The 11,483-nt window shown below is 72.8% G+C and carries 13 protein-coding genes and 1 pseudogene; 8 read left to right on the top strand and 6 right to left on the bottom strand.

The window, feature by feature from the left end:
- Together ACWFR1_RS39210 and ACWFR1_RS39205 are read left to right on the top strand one after the other, a co-directional pair.
- Positions 1-271: pseudogene (locus ACWFR1_RS39210) on the top strand (hypothetical protein); the annotation flags it as partial.
- Between the two features lie 14 nt (positions 272-285).
- Positions 286-684 (top strand): helix-turn-helix domain-containing protein, encoded by a 399-nt coding sequence (locus tag ACWFR1_RS39205; protein WP_453560611.1) that lies wholly within the window; start codon positions 286-288, stop codon positions 682-684.
- Positions 685-869: 185 nt separating this feature from the next.
- Here the strand turns inward: ACWFR1_RS39205 and ACWFR1_RS39200 are convergent, their stop codons facing one another.
- The 4 genes from ACWFR1_RS39200 to ACWFR1_RS39185 all read right to left on the bottom strand — a co-directional run bounded on the left by ACWFR1_RS39200 (position 870) and on the right by ACWFR1_RS39185 (position 5,483).
- Positions 870-2,081: a diguanylate cyclase domain-containing protein gene (locus ACWFR1_RS39200; RefSeq protein ID WP_453560609.1), complete on the bottom strand. Its 1,212-nt coding sequence runs from the start codon at positions 2,079-2,081 to the stop codon at positions 870-872.
- A 162-nt stretch (positions 2,082-2,243) separates the two neighbouring features.
- The gene (locus ACWFR1_RS39195; RefSeq protein WP_453560606.1) at positions 2,244-3,038 is read right to left on the bottom strand and encodes an enoyl-CoA hydratase/isomerase family protein; all 795 of its coding nucleotides are present in this window, start codon (positions 3,036-3,038) and stop codon (positions 2,244-2,246) included.
- A 260-nt stretch (positions 3,039-3,298) separates the two neighbouring features.
- Positions 3,299-4,462 carry an adenylate/guanylate cyclase domain-containing protein gene (locus ACWFR1_RS39190; RefSeq protein WP_453560603.1) on the bottom strand — a complete coding sequence of 388 codons (1,164 nt, stop codon included), beginning with the start codon at positions 4,460-4,462 and terminating at the stop codon, positions 3,299-3,301.
- Positions 4,463-4,631: 169 nt separating this feature from the next.
- Positions 4,632-5,483, bottom strand: a complete 852-nt coding sequence (locus tag ACWFR1_RS39185) for a biotin--[acetyl-CoA-carboxylase] ligase (RefSeq protein ID WP_453560600.1) — start codon at positions 5,481-5,483, stop codon at positions 4,632-4,634.
- A gap of 134 nt (positions 5,484-5,617) precedes the next feature.
- Between ACWFR1_RS39185 and ACWFR1_RS39180 the strand changes: the two genes are divergently transcribed.
- Together ACWFR1_RS39180 and ACWFR1_RS39175 are read left to right on the top strand one after the other, a co-directional pair.
- A complete protein-coding gene (locus ACWFR1_RS39180) occupies positions 5,618-7,210 on the top strand; it encodes an acyl-CoA carboxylase subunit beta (RefSeq protein ID WP_453560597.1) in 1,593 nt (530 codons plus the stop codon).
- Positions 7,211-7,238: 28 nt separating this feature from the next.
- Complete coding sequence (locus ACWFR1_RS39175; protein WP_453560594.1) at positions 7,239-7,451, top strand: acyl-CoA carboxylase epsilon subunit; 213 nt, start codon at positions 7,239-7,241, stop codon at positions 7,449-7,451.
- 150 nt (positions 7,452-7,601) lie between these two features.
- On the opposite strand, the gene ACWFR1_RS39170 is transcribed toward ACWFR1_RS39175, so the two are convergent.
- Positions 7,602-8,996, bottom strand: coding sequence for an MFS transporter (locus ACWFR1_RS39170; RefSeq protein ID WP_453560592.1), 1,395 nt, complete (start codon positions 8,994-8,996; stop codon positions 7,602-7,604).
- A 38-nt stretch (positions 8,997-9,034) separates the two neighbouring features.
- On the opposite strand from ACWFR1_RS39170, the gene ACWFR1_RS39165 reads away from it, so the two are divergent.
- The 3 genes from ACWFR1_RS39165 (at position 9,035) to ACWFR1_RS39155 (ending at position 10,561) form a co-directional block, all read left to right on the top strand.
- Positions 9,035-9,703, top strand: a complete 669-nt coding sequence (locus ACWFR1_RS39165) for a TetR/AcrR family transcriptional regulator (protein WP_453560590.1) — start codon at positions 9,035-9,037, stop codon at positions 9,701-9,703.
- A 98-nt stretch (positions 9,704-9,801) separates the two neighbouring features.
- Positions 9,802-9,930, top strand: coding sequence for a morphogenic membrane protein MmpB (gene mmpB, locus ACWFR1_RS39160; protein WP_453560588.1), 129 nt, complete (start codon positions 9,802-9,804; stop codon positions 9,928-9,930).
- 25 nt (positions 9,931-9,955) lie between these two features.
- Positions 9,956-10,561 (top strand): nucleoside triphosphate pyrophosphatase, encoded by a 606-nt coding sequence (locus ACWFR1_RS39155; protein WP_453560585.1) that lies wholly within the window; start codon positions 9,956-9,958, stop codon positions 10,559-10,561.
- A 9-nt stretch (positions 10,562-10,570) separates the two neighbouring features.
- Here the strand turns inward: ACWFR1_RS39155 and ACWFR1_RS39150 are convergent, their stop codons facing one another.
- Complete coding sequence (locus tag ACWFR1_RS39150; protein ID WP_453560583.1) at positions 10,571-11,035, bottom strand: hypothetical protein; 465 nt, start codon at positions 11,033-11,035, stop codon at positions 10,571-10,573.
- A 355-nt stretch (positions 11,036-11,390) separates the two neighbouring features.
- Between ACWFR1_RS39150 and ACWFR1_RS39145 the strand changes: the two genes are divergently transcribed.
- Positions 11,391-11,483: biotin carboxylase N-terminal domain-containing protein (locus ACWFR1_RS39145; RefSeq protein WP_351219746.1), on the top strand; the 93-nt coding region annotated here is incomplete at its 3' end.

Genomic DNA, 11,483 nt, shown 5'->3' with positions numbered 1-11,483 from the left:
CCACGAGCACGTGCTGCGCGGCCTGCCCAGCGCCGGGACGCCCGTACACCGGCCCGGCGGGCTCGTCAGATACCTGCTGCGCCACGTACCACCCCAGCGCCCGCACGAGCCCCCGCCCGCCGGGCCACCCCGCCTCTCCCCACGCCTCGAAGGCGCACAGGAGTGCACCGGCAGACACACCCAGCCCATGCTGTTCCGGCCGGTCGTCGAGGGCCAGACCCTGTGTCCCGCCTGCGCGGGGGCCCGACAAGGCGCGCCCCAGGGCTCCTGAGGCGGGCTCAGCCGGTGATACCTGCGCCCTCGTCCCCGCACAGCGCCTGCCCGTACAGCGTCGACAGCGCGCCGTCGATGGGGTGGGGCTGCGGCACCCCCGAGGAGTCGGGCTCGTTCCACCGCTGGAGGGCCGAGGTCCCGGAGGGCATCGCGCGCGACAACGTCGACGTGGCCGCCGTCGCCCGGCTCGCCGACGGCAACCCGGAGGACCTGGAGACCCTGGACACCTACTGCGCCACCGGCTCCCTGCGGCGGGCCGCGGACCTCCTCCACCTGCACCACAGCAGCATCGCCCGGCGGCTCGACCAGATCTCGAAGACCCTCGGCCTCGACGTCACCGAGGCCACCGGTCTGACCCGGGCGCGCATCGCCCTCACGACCTGGCGGCTGCTCGACGACCGAGCGGTCTGAGCCCGCCGCGCTACCGGCCGCCGCCGTCACAGGTCGCGCGCAGCGCGGTGAGGGCCTCCCAGGCGGCTTCGGGCCCTGACGCCCGCTCCGGCGCGGTCCCACGCGGAGCGGGCGTCAGGCCGCGACACCCCCGCCGAGGAAGCGGCGACTCCCCGGCTAAGCCCCCTCCACCGGCGACTCCCCGGCTAAGCCCCCTCCACCGGCGGCTCCACAGGCCCAGACTCCCCCGGCAGGATCTCCCCCGGCAGCGGTTCCACCCGCGAGGGGCCCTCCGAGGGGCGTTCCACCGGTGGGGCGTCGCGGAAGCGGCGGCGGTCGCGGGCGCCCGGCGGGGCGTCGGCGAGGCGGATGACCGTGCCGTCCCGGCCCGCCACGACCGGCTTCGCCGAGCGCGCGGCCTTCGCCTGGTACTGGGCGGCGTCCGCGAGGCGGAAGAGGCGGCGCGCCGACCTGAGCGGGCCGATCGGGTCGCCCGTGGACGCCACCCCGCAGGCCACGCCCTCGCCGAGCTCCAGCTCGGCCGCCCGTCCGCAGAGCTCCTCGGCGACCGCGACCACCTCGTCCGCCGTCGGGCCGACCGTGAGGAGACAGAACTCGTCGCCGCCGAGCCGGGCCGCGAGCGCGCCGGGGAGCCGGGCGCCGCAGCGGGAGAGCACGGAGCCGAAGCGTTCGAGGAGCCGGTCGCCGACCGCGTGGCCATGGGTGTCGTTGACCCGCTTGAGGCCGTTGAGGTCGCAGACCAGCAGGCTCACGACCGAGCCGTCGGCCCGGTAGCGCTCGATGGCCTCGTCGAGGCGGGTGTCGACGGCCCGGCGGTTGGCGAGTCCGGTGAGCGGATCGGTGAAGGCCAGTTTGCGGACCTCCTCCAGGCGTTCCGCCTGGGCGATGCCGGCCGCGACGACCGCCGCGAGGACGGTCGCGAAGTCGGCGTCGGCCCGAGTGAAAGGTTTCGCCTCGGGCGGGCGGGCCACGTACAGCTCGCCCCAGGCCCGCCCGTGCAGGACGATCGGGGCGACCACGCAGCAGCCCCGGCCCCGCTTGCGCAGGCCCGCCACGCGGCCGGTCGGGACCCGGTCGGTGACGGTCTCCACCCAGGCGTCCGGCTCGCCGCCGCCCGCCCAGGCCTCGTGCAGGAACTCGGTGATCTCGGGGAACTGGTGCACCGGATACGTCTCCGAGTCCGGGAACTCCTCCTCGCCCACGGCCCGCTCCCCGGCGTTGACCAGGACCTTCAGCCGGCCGTGGTCCCGCTCCCAGACGGAGAGGGCCGCGAAGGTCCCGTCGAGCCCCTCGCAGGACCCGAGCGCCGCCGCCCGCCAGAACTCGCGTGGAGTGTGCGCCGCCGCCATCCCCTGCGCCAGCGCCACTACGGCCCGCAGCCGCACATCCTCACCCATTCCTCCAGCTTAGGGAGTATTAGTCCGTTTTCCCTCGCGAGACGTCACGGAAAGTGACGCGGAGTGAAAATCCGGACGGCGGGCGCGGACGGATCACTGGACCGGGGCTGCTCACCGGAACGGCCCACCGGGACCGCCACCGGGGTCACGCACCGCAGCGGCTCACTCCCCGGGCCACTCCGGCTTCCGCTTCTCGTTGAAGGCCGCCACGCCCTCCGCGCGGTCGCCCGAGAACGCCACCGACCGCCATGCCGCGTCCTCGACCTCCAGGCCGGCCCGCAGGTCCAGGCCCTGACCGAGCCGCATGGCCTTCTTGGCGGCGCGCAGTCCGACCGGCGAGTTGGCGGCGATGCGCACGGCCAGCGCCAGGGCACCCGCCCGCGCGTCCTCCGCCAGGATGTCGACGAGGCCCAGCTCGCGGGCCTCCTCGGCCTCCACCCGGCGGGCCGTGAAGACCAGCTCGGCGGCGCGCGCCGCGCCCACCCGGCGCGGGAGCAGCTGCGTACCGCCGCCGCCGGGGATGACGCCGACCGAGACCTCGGGGAGGCCGACGACGGCGGTCGCGTCGGCGACGATCACGTCGCAGGCGAGCGCCAGCTCGAAGCCGCCGCCGAGGGCGAAGCCGTGCACGGCGGCGACGGTCGGCATGGGCAGTTCGAGGACGCCGGTGTAGGCGGCGCGGGCGGTCGGGCGCTGGCGGACGAGTTCGGCGTCGGTGAAGGAGTTGCGCTCCTTGAGGTCGGCGCCGACGCAGAAGGCCCGGTCGTTCGAGGAGGTGAGCACGGTGACGCGGACGGCGGCGTCGGCGGCGAGCGCCTCGCAGGCCGCGCCGAGGGAGCGGGCCATCTCGGAGGAGACGGCGTTCATGGCCTTGGGCCGGTCGAGGACGAGCTCGGCGACATGCCCGCTCCCGTCCTTCCGGACCACCACGAACTCACCAAAACGCTGCTCGGACATGCCGTACGCCCTCCCGACCGACTGGGCCCGTTAACGACGGTTAACGGGCGTGCATCGGAATCCTAGGGCCTGTCTGACAATTGGCGTCGGATAGGCCGGGTCGTTCGGTGCGTGCGATCGGCGTGCGGCCGGGGCGTCGTCGTAGCGGTGGGGGTACCTCCCGTGCCCGAAGGGCTACGGGGGACTACGGGGGCGTCACGGCCGTGCGGCGAGCGTGCGTGCCGGGCGGGCCGGACCCGACGGGAATTGTCAGACAGGCCCTAGGTGGGACGGCGGGTCAGGAGCCAGGGCTCGACGACGCCGAGGCCTCGTACGGGGCGCTGCCACATCGGCTGGAGCGCGAAGCGGTACGTGGCGGCCTGGCGGCCCTCCTTCTCCGCGCGGGCCGCCTCCTCGGCCGCCTCGGTCTCCGAGACGGGCGCCTCCCCGGTCCTGGACAGCTCCTCCGCGAGCGCGCCGTCGACGAGCACGGCGTCCTTCGGAGCTATCGAGGTGAGGCGGCTCGCGAGGTTCACGGTGGTGCCGAAGACGTCGCCCATGCGGGTCGTCACGGTGCCGAAGGCGATGCCGACGCGGAGTGCGGGCATCGTCTCGTCGTGGCCGAGGGTCTCGATGAGCCGGAGGGCGATCTCGGCGGCGGTGCCGGGGTCGTCGGCGGCGTACAGCACCTCGTCGCCGAGGGTCTTGATGAGCCGGCCGCCGTGCGCGGCGACGAGGTCGGCGCAGGTCGTCTCGAAGGCCTCGACGAGCTCGCCGAGCTCCTCCTCCTCCAGGCGGCGGGTGAGCCGGGTGAAGCCGACGAGGTCCGCGAAGCCGACAGCGAGCCGCCGGTCGACCATCTCCTCGTCGTCGGCGGCCTGCACGACCCGGCCGGTGGCGGCGGCGAGCTGCCGCCGCCAGACGTAGATCAGGAACTCCTCCAGCTCGGGCAGGAGCAGCTCGACGAGGGGGTACGTCACCTCGGTGCGGGTCATGCCGGGCTCGGGCGGCTCGGTGAGGCCTTCCAGGAAGGAGTCGATCTGCCACTCGGCGAGCCGGGCGGTGGTCTGTCCGGTGGAGCGGGCGACCTGGACGGCCATGGGCTCGCTGAGGAGTCCGGCCTCGACGAGGCCGGCGAGCCGGCGCAGCGCGAGGACGTCGGCCTCGGTGAGCGCCTTGGCCTGGCCGATGTCGGCGAAGCCCATCGCGCGCCAGAAGCGGGAGGCGAGCTCCATGGAGACGCCGGCGGTGCGGGCGGCCTGGAACGGCGTGTAGCGGCGGTCGGCGCCGAGGATGAGCTGTTCCAGCCGGATGGCGAGGGGGTCGTCGCTCGGCTCGGCCGTGTGGTCGACCTCGTGGTGCGGGGTGGGGTACGCGGAGGGCTCGGGTACGGAAGACGGGGGTTGCTCGGATGAGCCGCCCGCGTTCGCGTCGTCGACGGTCACCGGCCGCCTCCTGCCCGTTCCCTGCCCACTTGTCCTGCCGATCTGTCGCCTGGATCGCGCTCCACGATACGACAGGTGTGGAATGGCTCACGCCTGAACGCCGAGCCATTCCGTTCCTCGGACGGGGTCCTGGCCGCGACCGGCCCCCGTCCCCGACGTCCTGAGGCCCTCAGGCGGGTGTCCGCAGGTGCACGATGTCGCCCGCGCCGACGGCCTCCGTGCCGCCGCCCTCGGCGGCCACCACGAGGCGCCCGTCGCCGTCCAGGCCGACCGCCTCGCCCTCCAGCATCCGCTCGCCGGGCAGGTCCGCCCGCACGCGGCGGCCGAGGGTCGCGCAGCCGTCCGTGTAGGCCGTCCTGAGGCCGGAGGCGTCCGGGTCGCCGCCCGCCCGCACCCAGTCGCCGTACGACTGGGCGAGGGAGCGCAGGACGGCCCGCAGGAGGGTGTCGCGGTCGGTGGAGACGGCGTCGGCGAGGAGGAGGGAGCCGGCCGCCGGGACGGGGAGCTCCTCCTCACGGAGCGTGACATTGATGCCGATGCCGACGACGACGGCGTCCTCGCCGGCCCGCTCGGCGAGGATGCCGCCGGCCTTGCGCTCCTCGCCGCCGACGGAAACCAGCAGGTCGTTCGGCCACTTGAGGGACATGTCGGTCCCGGCGGCCTTCGCGAGGGCCGTCGCGGCGGCCACGCCGGTGAGCAGCGGGAGCCAGCCCCAGCGGTGCACGGGCACGCCCGGCTTGAGGAGGACGGAGAGGAAGAGCCCGGACCGGGCGGGCGCCGTCCAGCTGCGGTCGAGCCGGCCGCGCCCCGAGGTCTGCTCCTCGGCGACGAGCACCGCGCCCTCGGGCAGCTCGTCGGCGCGGGCGGCGAGGTCGCTGTTGGTGGAGCCGGTGCTGCTGACCACGTCGAGCGAGGTCCACAGACCGTCGGGCCGCACGAGCGCGCGGCGCAGGGCGGGGGCGTTCAGCGGGGGCCGGTCGAGGTCGGACCAGGGCCGGCCGGAGCCTTGAGAGGTCGTCATGCAAGCCAGACTAGGTGTGGCAAAGACCGCAGTGCCGAACCGTATCGGCGTCGATACGCTACGGGTCAGTAGCTCAGCAGTAGCCCATTCGTAGTCAACGAACCCCCCGTGACCAGGCAGGGAGCCGCATCCCGATGTCCGAGCCGGCAGAGCAGTACGAGATCGACATTCACACGACCGCGGGCAAGATCGCGGACCTCAAGCGCCGTATCGACGAGGCCACACACGCCGGCTCGGAGCGCGCGGTGGAGAAGCAGCACGCGAAGGGCAAGCTGACCGCGCGCGAGCGGATCGGCCTGCTCCTCGACGAAGGGTCGTTCGTCGAGCTGGACGAGCTGGCCAGGCACCGCTCGACCAACTTCGGCCTGGAGAAGAACCGGCCGTACGGAGACGGTGTCGTCACCGGCTACGGCACGGTCGACGGCCGCCCGGTCGCGGTCTTCTCGCAGGACTTCACGGTCTTCGGCGGCGCGCTCGGCGAGACGTACGGCCAGAAGATCATCAAGGTGATGGACTTCGCGCTGAAGACCGGCTGCCCCGTCATCGGCATCAACGACTCCGGCGGCGCCCGCATCCAGGAGGGTGTCAGCGCGCTCGGCATGTACGGCGAGATCTTCCGCCGCAACACCCACGCCTCCGGCGTCATCCCGCAGATCTCCCTGGTCGTCGGCCCCTGCGCGGGCGGCGCGGTGTACTCCCCCGCGATCACCGACTTCACGGTGATGGTCGACCAGACCTCGCACATGTTCATCACCGGCCCCGACGTCATCAAGACGGTCACCGGCGAGGACGTGGGCTTCGAGGAGCTGGGCGGCGCGCGGACGCACAACTCGACCTCGGGCGTGGCCCACCACATGGCGGGGGACGAGAAGGACGCCATCGAGTACGTGAAGTCCCTGCTGTCCTACCTGCCCTCGAACAACCTCTCCGAGCCGCCGGCCTTCCCCGAGGCCGCCGACACCGAGGTGAGCGACGAGGACCGCGAGCTGGACACGCTGATCCCGGACTCGGCCAACCAGCCGTACGACATGCACAAGGTCATCGAACACGTGCTGGACGACGGCGAGTTCCTGGAGACCCAGTCGCTGTTCGCGCCGAACATCCTGACCGGCTTCGGCCGCGTCGAGGGCTTCCCCGTCGGTGTCGTCGCCAACCAGCCGATGCAGTTCGCCGGCTGCCTGGACATCAACGCCTCCGAGAAGGCCGCGCGGTTCGTCCGCACCTGCGACGCCTTCAACATCCCCGTCATCACCTTCGTCGACGTGCCGGGCTTCCTGCCGGGCGTGGACCAGGAGTACGGCGGCATCATCCGCCGCGGCGCGAAGCTGATCTACGCCTACGCCGAGGCCACCGTCCCGCTCATCACGGTCATCACCCGCAAGGCCTTCGGCGGCGCGTACGACGTCATGGGCTCCAAGCACCTGGGCGCCGACCTCAACCTCGCCTGGCCCACCGCGCAGATCGCCGTCATGGGCGCGCAGGGCGCGGTCAACATCCTGCACCGCAGGACGATCGCCGAGGCCGAGGACCAGGAGACCGAGCGGGCGCGCCTCATGCGGGAGTACGAGGACGCCCTGCTCAACCCGTACATCGCGGCCGAGCGCGGCTACATCGACGGTGTCGTCATGCCGTCGGACACCCGCCCGCAGATCGTGAAGGGCCTGCGTCAGCTGCGTACGAAGCGGGAATCCCTTCCCCCGAAGAAGCACGGCAACATCCCGCTGTAAGCCGCGTACGAGCGCTGAAGGAGCCGTTGTGATCAAGGTCGTACGAGGAAACCCGACGCCCGAGGAGCTGGCCGCCGCACTGGCGGTGGTTCAGGCCCGGGCCGCTGCCACGGCGGCGGCGTCCGCCGAGGGCGGCGGCCCGGCGATATCGGAGGAGTGGTCGGATCCCTCCCGGATCGCCCGCGCGGTACGGCACCGGCCGGGCCCGCGGGCCTGGGCCAGGTCGTACTGGCCCGTGTAGGCGTCGTCGCGACGACATGACGAGAGGCCGGACCCCGTGTGCGGGGGGTCCGGCCTCTCGCGTGCTCCGATGCACCTGATGTCGTACGCCGTGCCCGGATGCCGTACGGCGGGCCCGGATGTCGTACGCCGTGCCTGATGCCGTACGGCGTCACCCGCGGCGGAGGAAGACGCCGGCGAGTACGGCTCCGACGGCGACGATCGCGGCGTTCACGAGGACCGCGAGGCCGATGCCGTCGAGGAGCACGGGCGCGGTGACGACGACGGCGCTCATGATCGGCGTGCCCATGGTGATGCCGACCTGCTGGGTCATGGTCGCGAGCCCGGTCGCCATGCCCTGCTCGCCTTCGGGGATGCCCGAGGTGGCGGTGACCATGAAGCCGACGATCGCGAGCATGTTGCCGACGCCGCCGGCGAAGGTCGCCGCGAGCAGCAGCCCGAGGCTGCCCCGGTCGTCGCCGAGCCCGTACAGCGAGAGGGTGGCGGCGGCCTGGAGGAGTCCGCCGGTGACGAGGGCGGAGCGGGCGCCGAAGCGGCCGATGAAGCGGGAGGCGAGGACGCCGCCGAGGATCGTGCCGGCGCCGAGGACGCCGAAGGAGAGGCCGGCGGCGAGCGGGGAGAAGCCGAGGACGTCCTGGAGGTACAGGGTCAGCAGGAAGACCAGTGAGGTCTCGGTGACGAAGGCGACGAGCCCGGCGAGGTTGCCCCAGACGACGGTGCGGCGCTTCAGGACGTGGACGGGGACGAGCGGTGAGGCGGCGCGCCGTTCGACGAGGACGAAGGCGACGAGGAGGGCCGCGCCCGCGGCGAGGGCGGTGAGCGCGGTGGGGTCGGTCCAGCCGTGCTCACCGGCGACCGTGAGGCCGTAGACGAGGGCGAGGAGTCCGCCGGTGACGGTGGCGGCGCCGGGGATGTCGAGGCGGGGGCGGACGGCCGGGCGGCTCTCGCTCAGGACGGCGGGGGCGACGAGGAGGACGGCGAGGGCCACCGGCACGTTGACGAGGAACGCCCAGCGCCAGGAGAGCAGGTCGGTGAGGACGCCGCCGAGGATCGCGCCGGTGGTGAAGCCCGCGGACATCAGGGCGCCGTTGAGTCCGAGCGCCTTGGCGCGCAGTGGGCCCTCCGGGAAGGAGGCGGTGAGCAGGGAGAGCCCGGCGGGGGTGACGGCGGCGGTGGCGAGGCCCTGGGCGACCCGGGCGGCCATGAGTGTCTCGGGTCCGGTGGCGAGTCCGCCGACGAGGGAGGAGACGCCGAGGAGCGCCATGCCGCCGAGGAAGAGGCGGCGGCGGCCGACGAGGTCGGCGACGCGCCCGAAGAGGAGGGTGAAGCCGGCGGCGGCGAGGGCGAAGGCGGTGGCGATCCACTGGAGGCCGCCGAGGGTGAAGCCGAGTCCCTGGCCGATGACGGGGAGGGCGACGTTCAGGATCGAGAAGTCGACGGCCAGCATGAACTGGGCGACGAGGAGGACGACGAGGACGAGCCGCATGCGGCCGGTCATACGGGCTTCGGCGCGTTCCGTGGGTGTCGGGAGATCCAGGGTGACCATGACACTCAACCCCTTAATGGGAGACTGGTTCCGTTAAGATGTCCCGTACCGTAGCAGAGTCGAAGGACTTAATGGAACTGGAGGCCCGTTTGACTGAGAGCCGGCCGGCCTCGCCCGGCACCCTGCGCCCCGGCGGCCGCACCGCGAAGGTCCGCGGAGCCGTCCTCGACGCCACCCGTGACGCCCTCGCGGACACCGGCTTCCACGCCCTGAACATGGACCGGATCGCCGCGAGCGCGGGCGTCGGCAAGACCACCGTCTACCGCCGCTGGGGCTCCCCCGTCGGCCTCGTCACCGACCTCCTGCACGACATGGCGGAGCAGTCCCTGCCCGCCGCCGACACCGGCGGCCTCGCGGGCGACCTGCGGGCCAACGCCGCACTCGTACGGGACACCCTGACCGACCCCCGGATGGGCGCCGTCTTCCGCGCGGTCATCGCGGCGGCGGCCTGCGACGAGGAGTGCGCCCGCGCGCTCGCCGGCTTCTACCGGACCCGGCTCGCCGAATGGACCCCGGTCGTCGCCAGGGGCGTGGCGCGCGGCGAGATCCCCGAGGGCACGGACGCGGTGGAACTGCTCCGCGCCGTCTCCGCGCCGCTCTACTACCGCTTCGCGGTCACCCACGAGGAGCTCACCGGCGACGTGGCGGAACGCGCGGCGACGGCGGCGCTCGCGGCGGCGCGCGCGGGCGTGTTCCACCGCCCCTGAGGGGCACTCAGGGCCGCTCCGCGAATAGTCCTTCGGTACGGGGGCGCTTGAGTATCCGTACTCAGGCGCCCCGCGCGCCCCGCGCGGAGGATCGGAGCATGCTGTGGTCCGACCCGAAGAACGAGCCGCCGAGGTTCCTGCGCGAGATGCAGAAGATGCTCCGCCGCTCAGGCGTCGTCCTCGCGCTGGCGATGGTGGTGGAGATGATCGTGGTCAACGCGAAGTGAGTACCGCACTGACTACGCTGACCCCATGACTGCTGATCCGCGCCGTGTCGTCCTCGCCTCCGCGTCCCCCGCCCGACTCGGGCTGCTCCGGCAGGCCGGGCTCGACCCCGAGGTGATCGTGAGCGGTGTCGACGAGGACAAGGTCCACGCCCCGACCCCGGCCGAGCTCGCCCTCGCCCTCGCGGAGGCCAAGGCCGCCCATGTGGCCGCCCGCCCCGAGGTGTTCGGCGCGCTCGTCATCGGCTGCGACTCCGTCCTGGAGCTCGACAAGCAGGCCTTCGGCAAGCCCGCCGACGCCGAGGAGGCCACCGCCCGCTGGAAGGCGATGCGCGGCCGGGTCGGCATCCTCCAGACCGGTCACTGCGTCTACGACACGGCCGCGAAGCGCTACGAGTCGGCGACGGCCTCCACCGTGGTCCGCTTCGGCGAGCCGACGGACGACGAGATCGCCGCGTACGTCGCGAGCGGCGAACCGCTGCGCGTGGCGGGCGCCTTCACCCTCGACGGCCGCTCGGCGCCGTTCGTCGACGGCATCGACGGGGACCCGGGCAATGTGATCGGCCTGTCGCTGCCGCTGCTGCGCACGCTGCTGCGGAAGCTGAACGTCCAGATCACCGACCTCTGGACCTGAGGCCACGGGTCAGGCTGCGGCAGGCGTCTCCTCGGGGGCGCCGGCGTCCTCCCCGCGCGCCCCGTGCTCCTTCCCGTACATCACCAGGGTGAGGACGACGAGTCCGACCACGGCCATCAGGAAGGCGAACGCGCGCCAGCCGAGCAGGCCGACGGCGACCGCGCCGAGGACGCCGTGCACGACCGCGCAGCCGATGAGCAGCCCCCGGCCCAGACGGCCCGGGCGGCGGTCGCGGATGCCCGCGACGAGGGCGACGAGGCCGCACAGGACGAGCGCGACACCGGAGCCGATGCCGAGACCCCAGGTCCCGGCGACCATGGCGTCGGGGTCCATGCCGTCGAGGGACATCGACTGGGCCTCCACGAACCTCGCCATGACGGCGTTGATCGCGACGATGCCGGGCGCTTCGAGGAAGAGCACCGCCGCCGTCACGAGAGCTATCGGTCTGCGGGCCACCTCGGCCACCCCCTGCATTCACCTGTTACCGACAGTACGATCGACAGCGCGAAGGCTACTGGCCGGTAAACCCCCGGACAAGAGTTCGCACAAGGGTGGTGGCGGCCCATCACTCGGCAAAGAATCAACGGACCGTTCGTAGAGACCCGACAAAGAAACCCGAATGGCGACTGGCCGGACGAACAGAGACCTGCGCCACACCTCGGAGCTACTGTGCCGTAAAGGAACCCTGCGTACCGTGGTGCGACAAGGGAATTCACGACCCGAGCAGGCCCGGGGTCACGCTCCGTGTGGGCAAGCTCACCACTGGGGACGGGTCGAGAGGCCGTGTCGGCAGTCCCTAAACTCAGCTTGTTTCAAGGAGGGAGCCATCGTGCGCAAGGTGCTCATCGCCAACCGTGGCGAAATCGCTGTCCGTGTGGCCCGGGCGTGCCGGGACGCGGGTATCGGCAGCGTGGCCGTGTAC

It is taken from the genome of Streptomyces sp. NPDC055103 (assembly GCF_053607625.1).
This window is presented reverse-complemented; position numbering and strand designations above follow the sequence as displayed.